20 protein-coding genes and 1 pseudogene are annotated in these 17303 nt (G+C 67.3%); 8 read left to right on the top strand and 13 right to left on the bottom strand.

All coding sequences use genetic code 11. The annotated features are described in order from the left end of the window. Positions 1–63 precede the first annotated feature (63 nt). Complete coding sequence (locus ACZ6CL_RS17520; RefSeq protein WP_468936992.1) at positions 64–543, bottom strand: hypothetical protein; 480 nt, start codon at positions 541–543, stop codon at positions 64–66. Positions 544–902: 359 nt separating this feature from the next. On the opposite strand from ACZ6CL_RS17520, the gene ACZ6CL_RS17525 reads away from it, so the two are divergent. Continuing rightward, positions 903–1190, top strand: a complete 288-nt coding sequence (locus ACZ6CL_RS17525; RefSeq protein WP_468936993.1) for a hypothetical protein — start codon at positions 903–905, stop codon at positions 1188–1190. Between the two features lie 141 nt (positions 1191–1331). Here ACZ6CL_RS17525 and ACZ6CL_RS17530 read toward each other — a convergent pair whose 3' ends face one another. The 8 genes and pseudogenes from ACZ6CL_RS17530 to ACZ6CL_RS17565 form a co-directional block, all read right to left on the bottom strand. After that, positions 1332–1520: a transposase gene (locus ACZ6CL_RS17530; RefSeq protein ID WP_468936994.1), complete on the bottom strand. Its 189-nt coding sequence runs from the start codon at positions 1518–1520 to the stop codon at positions 1332–1334. A gap of 241 nt (positions 1521–1761) precedes the next feature. After that, positions 1762–2004: pseudogene (locus tag ACZ6CL_RS17535) on the bottom strand (helix-turn-helix domain-containing protein); the annotation flags it as partial. 56 nt (positions 2005–2060) lie between these two features. Further along, positions 2061–2852 carry an SDR family NAD(P)-dependent oxidoreductase gene (locus ACZ6CL_RS17540; RefSeq protein ID WP_468936995.1) on the bottom strand — a complete coding sequence of 264 codons (792 nt, stop codon included), beginning with the start codon at positions 2850–2852 and terminating at the stop codon, positions 2061–2063. Positions 2853–3020: 168 nt separating this feature from the next. Next, entirely contained in the window at positions 3021–3833 is an 813-nt protein-coding gene (locus ACZ6CL_RS17545) for a sugar phosphate isomerase/epimerase family protein (RefSeq protein WP_468936996.1), read from the bottom strand. 56 nt (positions 3834–3889) lie between these two features. Then, positions 3890–5311, bottom strand: coding sequence for an MFS transporter (locus tag ACZ6CL_RS17550; RefSeq protein WP_468936997.1), 1422 nt, complete (start codon positions 5309–5311; stop codon positions 3890–3892). An 86-nt stretch (positions 5312–5397) separates the two neighbouring features. Beyond that, positions 5398–6195 carry an IclR family transcriptional regulator gene (locus ACZ6CL_RS17555; RefSeq protein ID WP_468936998.1) on the bottom strand — a complete coding sequence of 266 codons (798 nt, stop codon included), beginning with the start codon at positions 6193–6195 and terminating at the stop codon, positions 5398–5400. A gap of 116 nt (positions 6196–6311) precedes the next feature. Then, a complete protein-coding gene (locus tag ACZ6CL_RS17560; protein ID WP_468936999.1) occupies positions 6312–6899 on the bottom strand; it encodes a P-loop nucleotide/nucleoside kinase family protein in 588 nt (195 codons plus the stop codon). Then, a complete protein-coding gene (locus ACZ6CL_RS17565; RefSeq protein ID WP_468937000.1) occupies positions 6896–7543 on the bottom strand; it encodes a bifunctional 4-hydroxy-2-oxoglutarate aldolase/2-dehydro-3-deoxy-phosphogluconate aldolase in 648 nt (215 codons plus the stop codon). Before ACZ6CL_RS17565 ends, ACZ6CL_RS17560 begins: the two co-directional genes overlap by 4 nt. A 206-nt stretch (positions 7544–7749) precedes the next feature. Here ACZ6CL_RS17565 and ACZ6CL_RS17570 point away from each other — a divergent pair, with 206 nt between their 5' ends. The 6 genes from ACZ6CL_RS17570 to ACZ6CL_RS17595 are packed head-to-tail and all read left to right on the top strand — an operon-like array spanning position 7750 to position 12888. Next, entirely contained in the window at positions 7750–8703 is a 954-nt protein-coding gene (locus ACZ6CL_RS17570) for a Gfo/Idh/MocA family protein (protein ID WP_468937001.1), read from the top strand. 1 nt (position 8704) lies between these two features. Beyond that, positions 8705–9691 (top strand): LacI family DNA-binding transcriptional regulator, encoded by a 987-nt coding sequence (locus ACZ6CL_RS17575; protein ID WP_468937002.1) that lies wholly within the window; start codon positions 8705–8707, stop codon positions 9689–9691. Continuing rightward, entirely contained in the window at positions 9688–10251 is a 564-nt protein-coding gene (locus ACZ6CL_RS17580) for a VOC family protein (protein WP_468937003.1), read from the top strand. The genes ACZ6CL_RS17575 and ACZ6CL_RS17580 overlap by 4 nt, the downstream gene beginning before the upstream one ends. Then, complete coding sequence (locus ACZ6CL_RS17585; RefSeq protein ID WP_468937004.1) at positions 10248–11168, top strand: sugar phosphate isomerase/epimerase family protein; 921 nt, start codon at positions 10248–10250, stop codon at positions 11166–11168. The genes ACZ6CL_RS17580 and ACZ6CL_RS17585 overlap by 4 nt, the downstream gene beginning before the upstream one ends. Further along, positions 11165–12145: a Gfo/Idh/MocA family protein gene (locus ACZ6CL_RS17590; RefSeq protein WP_468937005.1), complete on the top strand. Its 981-nt coding sequence runs from the start codon at positions 11165–11167 to the stop codon at positions 12143–12145. The genes ACZ6CL_RS17585 and ACZ6CL_RS17590 overlap by 4 nt, the downstream gene beginning before the upstream one ends. Further along, positions 12121–12888: an SDR family NAD(P)-dependent oxidoreductase gene (locus tag ACZ6CL_RS17595; protein ID WP_468937006.1), complete on the top strand. Its 768-nt coding sequence runs from the start codon at positions 12121–12123 to the stop codon at positions 12886–12888. Before ACZ6CL_RS17590 ends, ACZ6CL_RS17595 begins: the two co-directional genes overlap by 25 nt. 463 nt (positions 12889–13351) lie before the next feature. Here the strand turns inward: ACZ6CL_RS17595 and ACZ6CL_RS17600 are convergent, their stop codons facing one another. From ACZ6CL_RS17600 to ACZ6CL_RS17615, 4 genes are all read right to left on the bottom strand, one after another. Further along, entirely contained in the window at positions 13352–14776 is a 1425-nt protein-coding gene (locus tag ACZ6CL_RS17600; protein ID WP_468937007.1) for a replication-associated recombination protein A, read from the bottom strand. A gap of 58 nt (positions 14777–14834) precedes the next feature. Continuing rightward, entirely contained in the window at positions 14835–15203 is a 369-nt protein-coding gene (locus ACZ6CL_RS17605) for an MmcQ/YjbR family DNA-binding protein (protein ID WP_468937008.1), read from the bottom strand. Continuing rightward, positions 15200–15373, bottom strand: a complete 174-nt coding sequence (locus ACZ6CL_RS17610) for a hypothetical protein (protein WP_468937009.1) — start codon at positions 15371–15373, stop codon at positions 15200–15202. Before ACZ6CL_RS17610 ends, ACZ6CL_RS17605 begins: the two co-directional genes overlap by 4 nt. A 161-nt stretch (positions 15374–15534) precedes the next feature. Next, positions 15535–15924, bottom strand: a complete 390-nt coding sequence (locus ACZ6CL_RS17615; protein ID WP_468937126.1) for a nuclear transport factor 2 family protein — start codon at positions 15922–15924, stop codon at positions 15535–15537. Between the two features lie 188 nt (positions 15925–16112). On the opposite strand from ACZ6CL_RS17615, the gene ACZ6CL_RS17620 reads away from it, so the two are divergent. Continuing rightward, positions 16113–17105, top strand: coding sequence for an AraC family transcriptional regulator (locus tag ACZ6CL_RS17620; protein WP_468937010.1), 993 nt, complete (start codon positions 16113–16115; stop codon positions 17103–17105). Positions 17106–17303: the final 198 nt, after the last annotated feature.

Below are 17303 nucleotides of genomic sequence, written 5' to 3' on the forward strand. Positions count from 1 at the left end.
TGACGATCTCCGGTATACCAGTGCCTGCGCGGGGCGGTTGTGGGCTTGGGGTAGCCGGTCCGCTCAGCCCTGGGGCGGAGCCGGCGCCTGAGGGGAGTTGAACGTCACCGGCCCGTTCGCCACGCCGAGGGCCATCGAGCCGTTGTCGGCCTTGATGTTGACGTCGCCACCCGCGGCAACGCCGCCGTCCCCGGCGGACGCACCGCTGTGAGGTGCAGTCTGCTGTTCGAGCAGGGTGCGCAGGTCGTTCACGGCTTGCGCACGGTCGGCTTCGTCCAGGGATTCCAGCAGGAACTCGATGCGGGTCTGCCAGGAGGCTTCCTGCCGGACTCGGGCCTGCGCGTCGCCGTCGGGACCGACGTCCTGCAGCGCGGTGGCGGTCTGGTCAAGCCGCTCCAGTTCCTCTCGTTCGCGCTCCGAGTTGCCGCGGCCGAACCAGCGGGCCAACGCGTCCCGGAAGCGGTTCCACGCGTCCGTGCCCGCAGCCGTCACCACCGCGGCGCCACCGATTGCGGCCAGTGCCGTCAATTCCTGTTCCAGCATCCGAGTACCCCCGTTGCCCGCCGTATGTGCTGAGGACGGTAGCGCTGGATCTGATGACCGTGCATCCCCTTCCCGGGAACACGCGCCGTTTCGGACATCGACCCGCAGCCATCCGCCGGAGTGCTGGGCAGAACGCCGGCTGCGCCGTTCAGTCTCCGGCGTTGGGGCCGTCCTGATCGGAGCATGCAGCGGGCGCAGATCTGGTACGTGGCGCTGGCGAAGGCGTAGCGGCCGAGGATAACGATGTGGTCGTACCGGATCGAGGGCAGGCGGGCGAAGAGGTCGTCCGCGTCGGAAGCCGTGGGCAGGTGGCCTCGGCCACCCGATGGCCGTCTTCACGATGCCGTCGGGCACCAAGGTTGCTCATCAAGGACTCCGCGGCAGGCGCCTGGTACGGCTCGGTGTGCCGGGGCTGTCCGCTCTTCCCCTGCCACGACGCGCTGATGGCCCTTCGGTTGACCGCGGACGCTCGGATGCAGTTCTGCTTGTTGCGCGAAGACGTCACGGTGGCTCTCGCGCCGCTACTGGAGGAGAACGACTACATCGGGCTCAGGGCTCGGGTGGAAGCGGCGTTCGAGATGTATGCGGGGGCGTATTTCCGTCCCGGCGATTCCACTCACCAGGAGCTGCTGGAGGCCCACCGATGAGCGACGTCTTCCTGGGGCTGCCGGGCGGCCTCACCACGGCACCCGTACCGGCACGGGCGGCGTCTCCGACTGCCGGTCGGCCGACGGTGATCCTGCTGTACCCGAAGATCGACCACGAGAAGGACTACCGAGTAATGTTCCTCAGTCCGCTCGACCTGCGATCCGCCCGTATGTGGGCGAGGTCAGATCGCGGTCATGGCCCCCGACGTCGGCGAGCGTCGCCAGCTCGGGCGAGTACGCGGGGAGGAAGTGCAGCTCCACAGCGTCGGCATGGGCGGCAAGCCAGGAGCGGACTTTCCGCGAGCGGTGGGCGGAGTGCCCGTCGAACACGAGAGCTGATCGCCGACATCGCGTTCACTGAGAACCGGTTCCCGCTCCGGCGCACCACGGGCGTCTTGCCCTTCTCGCCCCAGGTGCGGACGGTGACCTGGTCGGAGCGTATGCCGACCTGATCGGCGAAGAGAATCTCCCCGCCGTCCCTCTTCGCCTTCGCCCGGATCGCCGGCCAGATCTCCTCGTGCCAGCGCCGCACGGCCTCCGGGTCCTGCTCGACGGCCCGCTTGTCAGGGCGCTGGAAGAACAGTCCCCACCGCTTGAGGTACTTGCCCACCCTCACCTCGGTCAGCCGCACCCGGTACAGCTTCGCGATCAGCTCGCCCACCAGCCGCCGCGTCCACAACTGCCCGGAAAGCCCCACATCACAAGGCCGATGATCGAGCACGGCCTGCCGCACCGCGGCGACCGATGCCGCGCGTCCCCCACCAGATCGCTCACACACCACCAACGACCCAGAACCCAAACGGACTCGGATCATAGAGCGGGCGGCGGAGCCGCTCACGATCGGTCTCGGTGGCCAGGGGAAGAACCCCGTCAGGACTTGGAGCTGGGCCGACCGGGAATGTGACTGAGAATGGACTTGGAGAAACCCCCATCGACGCAGACATCTTGGCCGGTGACATATCCTGCAAGCGGGCTGACAAGAAACTCGATCACGTTCGCGATATCCATCGGGTCGCCAATTTTCGACAACGGGATGATTTTTTCCCTTGCCTTCTTGACTTCGGGATCGAGGTACATTTGTTCAGTCATCTGCGTGCGAGTCATTCCCGGGGACACCACGTTCACGCGGATTCCGTCAGGTGCCCATTCCAGTGCGAGTGTCTGAGCCAACAGCGTGAGTGCAGCCTTGGTCGGACTGTATGCACCTGACCCGGCATGTGGGAGTTGGCCGGACATTGAAGAGGTGAAACAGGCGGACCCGCGGCTATCCTTCAGGTGCGGGTAACTTGCTTTGGCAAGTAGCCACGCTCCGCGGAGGTTGACGGAGAACATGTCGTCCCAGTCCTCGAGGGAGAGATCCTTGAGGGCGCCAGGGTTGGCGATTCCGGCATTTGCCACCAACGCATCCAAGCCGCCGAACTCGTCGACCGCAGCGGTTACCAGCTGACCCGGCACGTCGGGATCACCCAGGTCTCCTGCCAATGCAATGGCTTTGCCGCCCATTGACTGGATCGACCGGACGACCTCATCTTGTCGCGCATTCACAGTAAGGCCAGATACTGCGATCATCGGCTGTTCGCCACGGGCAAGCGCCGCCTCTGCGAGCCTCAGGCTTGCAGCCGCTCCGATGCCGCTGCTTCCGCCACTGACCAGAACCCTCATCGCACTTTCTCCTTGCATATTTCCAGCAGGCATACTCAGCAGGTCAGACAAGTCGAGACAGCTGCATCTGATGCGTTTCGAAGCACTTCGACTCACACCGATGATCGAGAACTGTCACCTGACTGTTCGATGGTCCCCGGAGCCTCTCTGAACCCCGGGGCGCTGAAATTACTCTCCGAGGTTCCAACCCTCTACACTGAGATCACGCATCGCCTTCGCGAATACTTCAAGGGTGTTCTCTTCGCGAATGACTTCGAGCACGACGTTGTCCACCCAGATTGTTTCTTGGACTGCTTTACCCAGCCCGTTCCAATCGATCACCCCAGTGCCGATAGGGTCGTGTCCCCACGTTTCCGTACCCGTATCGGAGATATGCATGAGTGCAACCGATCCGTGGTGTGAGCGCAGACCCGATACGGGATCCTCCCCGATGTAAGCAGCGTTCGCGACGTCGTACACGATTTTTAGTGCATCATCGTTGACCGCGCCGACGATATCTGCCAGCTCCCCGATTGTGGGAGCAAAGCAGTAGGGGGTGTTCTCGAAGAGGAGTCGTTTTCCCGCCCGCTTGGCCAGCGGGATCAGCTCTTCCAGGCTTTCGTACATCCACCCGTAGACACTCTCGAGTGAGGGGGAGATCATAGGACGCCGTGTGCCGGGCGAGATGACAACTTCCGGGACATCCCAAGCCACCGCAAGATCGATCACCGAGGCGATGTGCTCGATGCTCTTCCGGCGCATACTGGCACCAGGACTGGCCAGATTGATGTCGTATCCGCCGACATTCAGGGATCGGATCTTGGCGCGGTTCTCGTTGAGCGTCGCCAGGATTTCCGAATGCTCGGAACTGGAGATCTCTTCCGGCCAGCAATGCGGAGAGCTGATGGGAACCTCGAAGGTGTTGTACCCATTCTGGGTCAGCTCGGATATCGCATCGATCGCCGTTGTCGACCAAAGATACGAAAAGGTGTTGATGATCATAGAATTTCCGTTCAATCTTCGAGGTGTCCCCATCGTGCGCTCGGGACCAAGTGCGACTACGACCGGGGCGCCTTGTCCTGTTCAGGGACTGAACTGGCAGCAGTGGACGAGTTCTCGCTCATGGCGACGGCGATGGTGTCGGTCTCGGAAACGATCTCCCGCGGGGCACGGCTGCCGGTCTCCGGGAGCGTGAAGTAGACGATGAGGCACAGGGCGACGATGACCATCATGTAGATCGCCACGTACATGGGCCGTCCGGCGCCGACGAACGCGGCCGCGATGAGGGGTGCGGTGCCGCCGAAGAGGGCGATGACGATTTGGTGGGCGAATCCGATTCCGGAGACGCGGACCGAGGCGGGGAACAGCTCAGCCTGGATGGTGGGGTAGACGGCTTGCCAGATTCCGAGGACAACCCATCCGGAGGCGGCGACGATGACGTAGACACCGAAGCCGGGCACCTGCAGGAGGAGAAGGAGCGGATAGAACAGGACGATCATTCCGATGGCGCCGATGATGGGGAAGATCTTCCGGCGACCGAGACGGTCGGAGAGGTAGCCGCTGGCGGGGACGACAACAACCAGCAGGGCCAGGCCGATCGTGCTGCCGGCAAGGGTGGAGGACAGGTCTCGGCCCGAGGTGAGGTTGGCGTAGGTGGGCAGGAACGTCGCCCAGGTGTAGTAGGCCACGGCGGGAGCGGAAAGGGCAGCAGTCTGCAGGAGCGCCTTGGGGTGCTCGCGGAGGAGCTGGAGGAGCTTCGCGGGTGCGGACTTCTGCTCGACGAGCGTGCTGGCTGCGAACTCCGGAGACTCATCCGAGCGGGCGCGGAGGATGAGTCCAGCGACGCCGATCACACCACCGATGATGAATGGGATCCTCCATCCGTAAGACGCCAGGGCGTCGGCGGAGAAAACAGAGGTGACGGTGGCTGCGGCGCCCGTTGCGGCAAGGGTTGCCAACCCGCTAGCCATGTTGGTGAAGGAGCCGAAAAGTCCGCGCCGGTTGGCTGGAGCGTGTTCCACCATGAACGCGATGGCGCTCTGCCCCTCGACGCCGGCGGAGATGCCCTGGAGGATGCGGGCGACGACGAACAGGATCGGCGCGAAGTAGCCGATGGTCGCGTACGGGGGTGTAAACCCGATGATCAACGCGCCGAGAGCCATACCCGAGACCGCGAGAGACAGGACGCGTCGGCGCCCGTACCGGTCGGCAAGCGGGGAGATGATGATGCCGCTCAGAGGCCGCACGATGAACCCGATGGCGTAAGTGAGGAACGAGGCGATGAGGGACGCGAACTGGGAGCCCGAGGGGAAGATCTGCGCGGAGAAGACAGCGGCGAGAAGACCGTATATATACCAGTCGTACCACTCGACAAAGTGCCCGACGGTCCCGGCGAGCAGGTTACGGGCCTGTCTCTTACGCGAGACAGGATCTGCGCTGTCGGGGGTGTATGCGCTGGGCGCGCGACGTGGAGCTGTCATTGAATTCTCCTTGCATTTGGTCGCGAGTGAGCATCCCAACGCCCGGGCCGAGGGTCGCTGAACCTGTTGGAGGGATGTCTGCCTGTCTAGGCGGAGAGCTCCTCGTCTGCGACGAGGTAGGCATAGCTCGGCCAGCTCCGGGAGATGTCAGCCGCGGCCGCGAGCAGGGGCGGCGACAGCTCGGCCATGCGCGCTCGGGTCATCCGCACGGAGGGGCCCGCGATGCTGATCGTCCCGGTGGCCTCCCGGCCCGGTCCGGCTCCGTGAATGGCGGCCGCCACGGCACTGATACCGAGGTCCATCTCCTCAATCGTCGTGGCGTACCCGCGGTGACGAACCTCGTCGAGCTCGACCTGGAGAGCGGACCGATCGAGGGGGGATCTGGGGGTGACGTCGAGACGGCTCTCGTGCGCCAGCACGGTCGCGACTCGGTCCGGAGAAAGAGTGGCGAGCCACGCTTTCCCGGATGCAGTGGCGTGGGGGACCGCGTCCTGGCCCATGACGGGGTCGATGCGGAGGGACGAGTTCGCCCCCTGGGCTTTGGCGATCCACTTCAAGGAGTCGTTGGTGGCTACCGCCAGGCGAACGAGCTCTTCACACTCCGCCGCGAGCGAGTCCAGGCTTCGCTGAGCCCACGTTTCCACTGCTGACGAGGACAGCTGGCGGAGTCCCAGGGCGCCGAGGCTGTGAGTGGCGAAGTAGCTGGAGGTGCGGGGATCCTGATGCACATAGCCCGCATTGACCAGGGCGGCGAGGAGGCGATGAGCGATGGCCTTGTTGACGCCCAGGCGCTCGGCGATCTCCGTGACGCGTCGGCCTTCGGGATGCGGCGCCAGCAGTTCGAGCACATGCATCGCATTTGTGACGTCATCGGCTAGTGCCATGTCATCGTCTCCTCGCCATCGTGGATCACGCCCGCGTCGCCTGTAACGCCGTTACGGCGAAAAGTCACACGCGTCCACCCTCGCTGTCAAGACCTCAGACCCCGAGAACGCAGCGGTCAGATCTGCTGCACCAGCTCACGCAGACGCGTGAACGCCGACTCGTCATCGTTCACGACGACGTCGTGCTCGCCGGTGTTCCAGCGGCACTCGAGTGCACCGAATCGCTTCCAGTAGACGTCCCATCCGGCGAGCTTGACCCGGTCCCGCTCGCTGCCGCGCTCGATCAACCGTTGCCGCACGACCTCGGGCGAGGTGCGCACGTGGATCACTCGGATGCGAGCGGCGGGCCAGCCTGCATTCTCGGTCGAGCGACGCAGGAAGTCGGGGTCTCCGAGGTACGCCACGAACGGTGCATCGAGGACGACGGAGTGGCCGAGTTGCAGATTCCGGCCAGCGGTCGCGAAGAGCGTCTCGTACTCGGCCGGCATGACCTTCCGCAGGTACAGCTCGTTCGATTCCCGATCGGAGGGATCCTGCCCGAACGCCTCGAGAGCCACTCGCACCAGGGACCCGGCGAGCGTGTCCTTGTCGAGATACGCCGCGCCCGTGAGGGAGCTGAGGTGTCTCGACAGGGTCGACTTACCCGACCCCGCCCCGCCGAGCGTGATGTAGGCGACGGGCAGGGCTTGGACGTCGGATGTCACCGCTTCACTCGCTCGATCGCGGCCACGAACTCCTTCGCCGCTGCGGTGACCTTGCCCATGTCGCCGTCGGGGCGGCCGGCCTTGGTGATGGCGCTGCCCACTCCGACCGCCGCGACGCCTGCGGCGAACCAGTCGCCGACGTTGGCGGTGGTGACGCCACCCGCCGGAAGAATCGGGACGTGCGCGAGCGGCGCCAGGACCGCCTTGGCGTAAGGGATGCCGCCGGCTTCGGTGGGGAAGAGCTTGACGATGTCCGCGCCAGCCTCGGCCGTATCGAGGATCTCGGTCGGCGTGTAGGCACCACTGATGGTGGCGATCTGGTAGCGGTTGGCGACGCGGATCATCTCGGGGTTGAGGTTCGGGCTGACGAGGAACTGCGCGCCGGCCTGAATGCTCGACCAAGCGGCGTGCCCGTCGAGGACGGTGCCCGCGCCGAAGGCCACGTCTTCACCGGCGAAGCGCTCGGTCAGGCGCTCGATCACAGTGAGGGCGCCGGGGATCGACAGGGTGATCTCGAGGGCGCGGATGCCGCCGGCGACGGCTGCCGAGGCGACCTCGAAGGCCTCCTTGGCGGTGTCGAGGCGGACGATGAGGACGTTGCCGGAATCGCGGATGGTCTCTATGACGTCGAGTTTCTGGAACATGACCCCGATGGGTACACCACTTTGGCGCGCTTCGCGAGCCGCAACCCGTTGCGTTGACGAATCGCGGTGAGGTGCTACATCCTGGGTTGCAATCGATCTCAGCAATCGTTCTCATTCGCAAGGGCGACTGATGCGCCGGGATCCTCATCAAGGCGAAGGAGTCCACGGCGGTGGATCATTCCTCTTCGGCCCCTCGGCCCTCGGCCGTGGTGCTGGGTGCGTCCCACTGGCACGCGCCGCTGTACCGTGCCGGGCTCGCTCGACACTTCCGCGTGACGGCGGTGCAAGGCCCCGACCCCGCGGTCTCTCGGGCATTCGCCGAGCCCTTGGGCGCACCAGTCGCGGCGAGCGTCGACGAGGCTCTGGACCAGGACGGCATCGAGGTGGCGTTCGTGTTCTGCCCGCACCACGAGATGCTCGCGGTCGGCCGAGAGCTCATCGACCGCGGCATCCCGTTCGTGATCGAGAAGCCAGCCGGTGCGAGCCTCGACGACCTTCGGACGATCGAGGAGGAGGCGCGCTCGGCCGCCGTGGCGACGACCGTGCCGCTCGTCCAGCGCGGCGCCCCGATCGACACTTGGCTGCGACAGGCCGGCGACATTGTCTACGAGCGGATGGCGTTCGTCGCCGGTCCGCCCTCGCGGTACCGGCGGAACGGCAACCCGTGGATGCTCGAACCCGCCCTCTCGGGCGGCGGCAGCCTAATGAACCTCGGCCCGCACTTCGTCGACCTGGTGATTCGCCACCTCGGACACCCCGTCGACGTCGTCCAGAAGCTCTCCACCACGCTGCACGGCGAGGCGGTCGACGACCACTCCACGATGGTCCTGACCACCGTCACGGGCCGCGAGGCAATCGTCGAGGTCGGCTACGCGTTCCCCAACTCGCCGCTGAAGCGGTACTGCAGCTTCACCGCGGCCGGGACCAACGGGTTCGCCACCGTCGACACCACCGGCTACGCGACGTTCACCGACCAGTCCGGCATCACCAAGAGCGCCGTCCTCGAGGTCGACAGCGACCCGCTGTACGACGTGTTCGTCACCGGCGTCGCCGACACGCTCACGACCGGGTTCGCGGGCCTGCCGACGCTCGCCGAGCTTATGACCACTATGGAGCTCATCTGGTCGCCGCACCTGGAGAGGACGGCGCATCGTGGCTGAGGTGAGCATCGACGACGTCGCTGAAGCGGCCGGCGTCCACCGCTCGACCGTGTCGCGCGCGTTCTCGAAGCCGGATGCCGTACGCGCGGCGACCCGGGAACACGTGCTGCGTGTCGCAGCCGAGCTCGGGTACTCGATGAACCCCCTCGCGCAGGCTCTCCGCCGCGGCTCGAGCAACCTCATCCCGCTGATCGTTCCGGACATGACCAACCCGTTCTTCGCCGAGCTGGCGCGCACAACCGCCGCCGCCGCCGAAGCACGCGGCTACCAGCTGATGCTCTGCATCACCAACGGCGACACCCGGCAAACCGCCAACTACGTGAGCGCGATGCAGTCCATGTACTCCCCCTTCGGCATTGTCGCCCCCTCAACCCGGGTCAACCTCGAGGCGCTCCGCCGGTACGCGTTTCCGAACCGGGTCGTCGTCATCGACCGGGTCGAAGACGACCCCGCCGTGCCCACCGTCACTGTCGACAGCGCCAGGGGCGTCGACCTCGCCTTCGACCACCTCCTTGGTCTCGGCCACGCGAACATCGCCTACGCTCCGGGGATCGTCGGCACGTACACCGCCCAGGATCGCTGGGACGCCTACCACCGCGCCGCCGAGCGTCACGCCATCCCGCCCGTCGTCCTGGAGGCGGCGCCCGGCGCCGATCCGGGCCCGGGGCTCGTGGACCACTGGATGCGGGAACCGATCCGCCCGACGGCGGTGATCGCCTCCAACGACCTCATCGCGTTCGGCATGATCTCCGAGCTCGGCTCGCGCGGACTGACTGTGCCCGCCGACCTGTCGGTGGTCGGCTTCGACGGCCTCGACCTCGGTGCCCAGTTCAGCCCCCGGTTGACCAGTGTCCGACAACCAATCACCGACCTCGGACGGATCGCCATCGAACTCGGCGAGGCCCTCATCGCCGGCGGCCCGCCCGACCACGTCGTGCTCGAGCCATCGCTTCTCGTCCGCTCCTCCACCCAGGAACTGCGCTCATGAATCCGAACCCCGGTCGCCTTCCCGGTCTGCAATACGTGGACCACGTGGCCTTCACCGTCCCCGACCTCGACGACGCCACCCGCCTGTTCACTGTCCTTCTCGGTGCCGAGGAGCTCTATCGCTCCACCCGCGGACCCGATGCCGCGGTCATGCCGGAGCACTTCGGCGTGCCCGCGGACGCACACCTGGAGCTGCGCATGCTCCGGCTGCCGCCGAACCTGAACGTGGAGCTGTTCCAGTGGTGGAGCGAGGACCGCTCCCCCGTGTTCCCGCGCGCCAGCGATGCGGGCGGGCACCACCTCTGCTTCGTCGTCGACGACGTAGACGACGTCGTCGCCGCGGTCGCCGACCTCCGGGGCATCGAGATCCTCGGTGCGCGCAAGGAGGTCGCCGGCGACAGCCCCGCTGTCGCCGGGAACCGGTGGGTGTACGCCCGCACCTCTTGGGGACTCATCCTCGAGTTCGTCGACCGCTCGCGGGTCGTCGATCCCCCGCGTCTCGTCGGCCCCCACGACTGGCACACCCACTCGACCTCGAAGACCTCGGAGACGCCCTCGTGAAGATCGCCGGCCACACCCTCGGCACTCCCGACCACACCGTTCCCGAAGCGCTTAAACTCTTCGCCCGAGCCGGCCTGGACGCCGCCGAGGTGATCTACCAGGACGACTACACGAGCGGTCTACCCATCGGCGGTGCCGCGGCAGCGGCGGAAGCGGCACGCGTCGCCGACGGCGAAGGCATCCCCGTCATCGGGCTCACCCCGTACACGACCGCCATCAACGCGACCGACGAGCGCATACGCGGAGCAGCCGTCGACGAACTGCGATCGGCCATCGACATCGCCCACGCCATCGGCGCGAACCGCATCCGCGTCTATTCCGGCGCGTGGCAGCCGGACCAGCAGGATCATGCCGCGCACTGGACGCAGCTCGTCCGCTCGTTCCAGGAACTCTCCGGCCCGGCGGCAGACGCAGGCGTCGTGCTCTGCGCCGAGAACCACTTCGGCACCATGACGCAGACCGCGCGCGACACCGCCAAGCTCATCCGCGCGGTCGACTCGCCCGCCGTACGCGTCCTATACGACCAGGCGAACCTCACCTTCACCCACGACGAGGACGTCGACGACGCCTTCGCCGTCCAGGGCGATCTCATCGGCCACGTGCATGTCAAGGACCTTGTCTTCAAGGACCCGAACGCCCCGTTCGTCGCATCCGAGACGGCGCGTGTGCACGCCGAGGAACGCGCCGTCATCTCGCGCGTCGTCGGCGACGGCACCCTCGCCTGGTCGTCCATCCTCCGACGCCTCCGCGAGGTCGGCTACGACGACGTGCTCTCGCTCGAATACGAGTACCGGTGGCATCCGCAGGATCTCGAAGCCCCCGAGATCGGATTCCGTCGCGGCGCCGAGCACCTCCGTACACTGCTGCGGCAGCTCGATCTCGAGACGACCGGCCAGGACGCCGAGGTCCGCTCGTGATTGCCCTGCGCGTCGGCGTGGTGGGCGCCGGCAACATCGCCAGCATCGCGCAGCTTCCCACCCTCGTTCAGCGCGACGACGTCGAGCTGCGCGCCTTGGTGTCGCGGCGCGAGGACCCGAGCCCGCTGCAGCGTCGGTGGGGGTTCGCGAACGTGTACCGCACGGTCGACGCGATGCTCGACGCCGAAGAGCTCGACGCAGTCTTCGTGCTCACTCCCCGCTCCGAGCACGTCGCGGCCGTCGAGAGCGCACTCCGCTCCGGCATCGACGTGTTCTGCGAGAAGCCCCTCGCCACCTCGACCTCCGACTCGGTCCGCCTCGCGGAGCTCGCCGACGAGCACGGCCGCATCCTGATGGTCGGCCTGAACCGGCGGTTCGCGCCCGTGTACGTCGCTGCGCGGGAAGCGTTCGGTGCGGCCGGAGCGTCGTTCTGCGTCGCGCAGAAGAACCGCGCCGGCTCCGAGTACCGGGCCACGTTCGAGAACGCGATCCACATGGTGGACCTCCTCCGCTGGTTCTGCGGCGGAGATGTCGTCGAGGTCACCAGCGCGGCCGCCGGAACCGACCCCTGGGAGGAGGACGGCACAGCCGCCCTCATCCGGTTCTCGACCGGGAACACGGGCCTGCTGGTCGCGGCCCGGGCCGCCGGCGCGTGGGGTGAGAAGCTCGACGCGTACGGACAGCTGCGCTCGGCGGAGGTCATCGCCCCCGACACCGTCGCGGTGACGGCGGACGGCGTCCGCACCGTCCGGTCGATGAGCCCGGAGGCGTTCGGCTGGGCGACCGCGACCGAGACCTTCGGCTTCGCCGACGCGGTCCGCCACTTCCTCGACCGCGTTCGGGACCGACAGCAGCCGCTGACCTCCGGATGGGAAGCGGTCAAGACCCAGCAGCTACTCGACAAGATCCTCGCGGCGGCAGGCCTGCCCACCGAGGAGCAGGAAGGACGCGTGTGGTCCAGCAAAGCAGTGCAGTAGCGCCACAGCCCCAGGTCGCCCTGGTCACCGGCTCCAGCGGCGGCATCGGCGCGGCCGTCGTCGACGCGCTGCACGCGCGCGGGGACATCGTCGTCGGGGCCGACCTCGCACCGCTCAACGGGCAGGACATCACCGGCTTCTCCGAGCTCGACGTCACCGACGAGCAGCAGACCGCCGAAGTGGTGCGCCGGATCGTCGCCGAGCACGGCCGCATCGACGTCTTCGTCCACGCCGCGGGGGTGCTGGGCGGCACCCCCGATCCGCTGGCGACCACGACCGAGGAGTTCGAGCGCACCATGCGCATCAACGCCACGGGCACGTTCACCATCACGCGCGAGGTCGCGAACCTCATGCGGGGCAGCGGCACGAAGGGCACCATTCTGCTGCTGTCGTCGGTCGCGGCCAAGGAAGCGCGGATCGACTACCTGCCGTACAACGCCAGCAAGATCGCCGTGCTGCACATCATGTGGTCGATGGCGAAGATCCTCGGACCGGACGGGATCTCGGTCAACGCCGTCAACCCCGGACCGGTGAACACACCGATGTGGGCACTGCTCGCCGACCAGTCCGGCTCCGCGCAGGCAGCACGCGACGCTCGCGCCGCGCAGCTCCCCATGCGACGCTTCGCCGAACCGTCCGAGGTCGCCAACGCGATCGGCTTCCTCACGGACCGGGCCAACCGGTACATCACCGGCGTCTCTCTCGACGTCGCCGGTGGAGCGCATCTCGGTATGGGGTCCTAGATCCGAAACGGTTTGGGTTCTGGTCGTTGGTGGTGCCGGGATCGCCCCGACGGACGGGCTGAGGGTGTACTCGGCGAGACCGCCCACTCCCGCGTCTAACCGGCTGTTGCCCATGGCCCGGGTGCCTTCCGCAAGGGGGGAGCCCGGGCCAGCTTTGTCTACGATCCCTACGATCTCCTGGCCGGGGAACCCGGGGGGTGGGCACCAGCGAGTAGCGGCCCTGGACCATCATCAGGTCGGGAAGGCCCACACTGGCGGCCAGAACTGGGACGCGCGCCTCCTGCGGGCCCGGTTCTGGCTGCGCTACTCCGGCCATTTTCAGGACGGCGTGCGGCATGCCGAACTCGCTTGCTTGCCAACGTTTTCATGGAAGTGTCCTTTTGTTGGGAGGGGCAGAACGGCCCGGGTGAGCACGCTCGCTGGGAGCTGGGGCCGGGGCAGGACGGTGAATTCGAAAACGTCCTCAGGTCGGCTCACGGTCTTGATCGGCAGTTTGAGATGATGTCGCTCGGCTTGCTTCCTTCGCGCGCCGCTGGGTGCGCAGCCGGTTCCACCGCTCGAGCCAGCGGCCGACCTGCGCCTCGTAGCCGTGCTCAGTGGGCCGGTAGAAGGACTCGCGGTCCATACTCTCGGGGAAGTAGTCCGCGCCGGAGAAGCCGTCGCGGGTGTCCGGGTCGTACTCGTAGCCCGCGCCGTAGCCGAGTTCTTTCATCAGCCGGGTCGGCGCATTGACGATGTGCAGCGGCGGCATGAGGGAACCGGTGCGACGGGCACTGTTCCAGGCGGCACCGAAACCCCGGTAGACGGCGATGGACTTCGGCGCGGTGGCCAGGTAGACGACGGCCTGGGCGATAGCGAGTTCGCCCTCGGGCGAACCGAGCCTCTCGTACACGTCCCAGGCCGCGAGCGCCTGGTGGACCGCCTGCGGGTCGGCCATCCCGATGTCCTCGTTCGCGAAGCGGACCAGTCGGCGGGCGACGAACAGCGGGTCCTCGCCCCCGTCGAGCATCCGGGCCAGCCAGTACAGGGCCGCATCCGGGTCACAGCCGCGCAGGGACTTGTGCAGCGCGGAGATCAGGTTGTAATGGCCCTCCTGGGCCTTGTCGTACTGCGGCGCCCGCTGCTGCACCTGCCGGGCGAGCCCGACCGCGTCCAGCGGGTCGGCGGCGCCCTCGGGCAGGGCCTGTAGCTGCTCGATCATGTTGAGCAGGTAGCGACCATCCCCGTCGGCCATGGCGATCAGGGCCTGACGGGCCTCGCCGGTCAGTGCGAGCTCCCGCCCGGTCAGTTCTTCGGCCCGGGCCATGAGGGTTTCCAGGGCCTGCTCGCCCAGGCGTTTGAGGACGAAGACCCGGCTGCGCGAGAGCAGCGCGCCATTCAGTTCGAAGCTCGGGTTCTCGGTGGTCGCGCCGACCAGGACGACCGTACCGTCCTCCACGTAGGGCAAAAAGCTGTCCTGCTGGGCGCGGTTGAAGCGGTGGATCTCGTCGACGAACAGCAACGTGGCCTCCCCCTGGGCGCGCCGCTGCTTGGCGGCACGGAACACCCTGCGCAGGTCCGCGACGCCCGAGAAGGTCGCCGACAGAGGTACGAAGACCAGGTCGGCGGCAGCGGCCAGCAGCCCGGCGATCGTGGTCTTCCCGCAGCCGGGCGGCCCCCAAAGGACCATCGACACCAGATGCCGCCGCTCCACCATCCGCCCGATCGGCGCCTGGCCGGCCAGCAGGTGCTCCTGCCCCACCACCTCGTCCAAGGTCTGCGGGCGCAGGCGGTCGGCCAGCGGACGGGAGATGTCGTCGAGGTCCGGCACGGTGGTGTCGTCGGCGCCGGTGCTGCTGAGGCCGGGACCGTCGTCGAACAAAGCGAGCGCGGGTTCGGAGTGATCCATCGAGCGGGGGACTCCTGGGCAGGTGGTGTGGTGGTCTGTGTGGGGCGTGAGCGGACGGTCAGATTATTGTGGGCCGCCGGCTGCGGGGCGCCGAGTCGAGCGCGAGGTCGTAGGAGTCGGTGACTAGGTCCTCGACGAGGACTGCGGTCACACCTCGACCGGCGCCCACGGAGATCCAGTGCTTCTTGTCGAGGTAGCGTCCGACGGTGATCGAGGAGTACTGGTCCCGCAGCCACCGCCCGTGTTCCGGGTCTGCCTTGACCGTGATGATCCGCTCGTCGGGATCGTCCGTGACGATCAGGAAGACCTTTCCCGCGACCTTGTAGACATCCAGCTTCTCGGTGAAGGGACGCCCGCTGCCGGAACCGGGCAGCGCATCGGCCGCGCGGCGCGCAATCTGCTGCAGCCGTACCCCGGTGCGCTTCATCGCGGAGCCCCGGCATACCGATCGGCCGCCACCGGGACGGTCATCAGCATGAAACCCTTTCCCCGCACCTTGTGCGCTACCCACTCCGGGCCGAAGGGGTGCTCCAGCGCGCTGCGGAGCAGTCCCTCGGCGCGCTCGGCGGCCATCTGTTGCGGATTCCTGCCGTTCATGAGGTTCAGCTCCTCGTTTCTTGCCCGAAGGGCCCCACCGCCAGCAGGGCGCCGATCTCACTCCCCCACCCCGGGCCTCTGCAGGCGGTCGCAAGAAGCCCCTGCTCACGACACAGGGATCACGCATGGCATGTGACCTGGCGCCCCTTGAACCGTCCCGGTCAGGAGGCGATCGCCTCGGTCGCGGTCTGGGTGAACGCCCAGTTGGAGTGCACGATGCGCCACTCCCCGTCGATAAGCCGGTACGCCTCCGTGGCGTTCCACGCACGCAGCTGCTGCTCATCGCCGTTGCCGTCGAGCACGTACGTGTTCAGGTTGTAGGCCAGGACCGCGAAATCGCCACTGTCGCTGACGTGCACCGCGGGGTTGAGGTACTCGTTGCGCACGATGCGCGGGTTCGAGTAGATCGACTCGATATGTGCGATCGCCGCGTCCCGACCGACGACCAGTTCCTTGAGAAGCGGATCGAAGTAGCTGATGTCCTCGGCGTAGGTGTCGAGGTAGCCGCGGTTGTCACCGGCGCTCCACCGCTCGTTGAATGACGTCTCCAGCTCAAGAACGGTTTGCTGATCGCTTCCTTGTTGACGCTCATTTCATTCTCCTTCATGGGCGTTGTGGCCGACGAGCCGACGTGCGTGTGTACTCCCGGCGCCCTGCGGCGCCGATCGCCCGGATGTGCGGGCCTCACCAGCAACTATCGCCCCGGGGGCAGGCATATCGGGCGGTATGCTGCGGACACATGATGGTCAACAGAAGACAGTCGGGCAGGGCCAAGGCATCCACTCCTCCTGCGGGCGCACCGACCCCGCTGTACGGTTTCCAGCCCCCGGCCGGCACCCCGTACAGCCTGGAGATCACCACCATCGAGGATTTCCACGCCCACCACGACGACTGGCCGTGGAACCCTCCCCGCCCCGGACGGGCCACCTTCCACTACCTCATCCTCGTGACGTCCGGCGTGCTGGAGCACGACGTCGACCACGTCACCCGCACCGTCACCCCCGGTCAGTGGTTGTGGGTACGCCCCGGCCACACGCAGTGCTGGCACCCGCCCGGCAGCACCAAAGGCCCTTTCATCCTGTTCGAGCCGGACGTGCTGCGGGCCGAGACCGCCCGCCTGCTCACTCCCGTCGCCGCACACGACGCGCCCGCCGTCCTGACCCCGCATCCCGACGACGCCCCCTGGGCCGAGCGCACCGCCTTCCAGCTCCTCGAGGAACACCGCGCCCTGGGGCGACGCCCCCTCGACCTCCATCACGCCCTGCGGCGCAGCCTGCTGGAGGCCCTGCTGCTCCGTCTCGCCCACAGCTCGGGCGCCACCCCGCCGCCGCGCGCCGCCGTGGGCGGCGGGCGGCGCACCGCGATCCACCGGCGATTCCTCAACGCGCTGGAACTGCACTTCCGCGAGCTGCACCACGTGGAGGACTACGCCTGCCTGCTCGGCTGCTCGGTCCGCACCCTCACCCGCGCGGCACAGGCCGCCGCCGGCACCGGCGCGCGGCAGGTGATCGACGAGCGCCGCCTCCTCGAAGCCCGCCGCCTGCTCGGCCACAGCGGCTGGACAGCCAGCGCCGTCGCTACTCACCTGGGCTTTCCCGACGCCGCCAACTTCGGTCGCTACTTCCGGAACCACACCGGCCTCACCCCTGCGGCCTACGCAGCGCAGGAAGAGCGCCAGGGAATCAGCTCCCGCAGTACAACGAGTGGCGCTGCAAGTTCTCCACGACCTTGAGCCAGTCGTTGATCTCGTACTGCTGGCGGATCAGGTCCCAATCGACCGTCTTGGTCGACAGCACCAGCGCCAGCTTCGGCTACCCCTCCCCCGGCCGCCAGCCGGTACAGGCGCACCGAGCCGATGTTCTTCAGCCTGGGCAGCAGGTTGAAAGCCGAGCATATGACGGCAGCGCCGCCTCCACCGGGCCGTGCTCAT

The sequence above is a fragment of the Streptomyces sp. NPDC041200 genome, assembly GCF_055591805.1.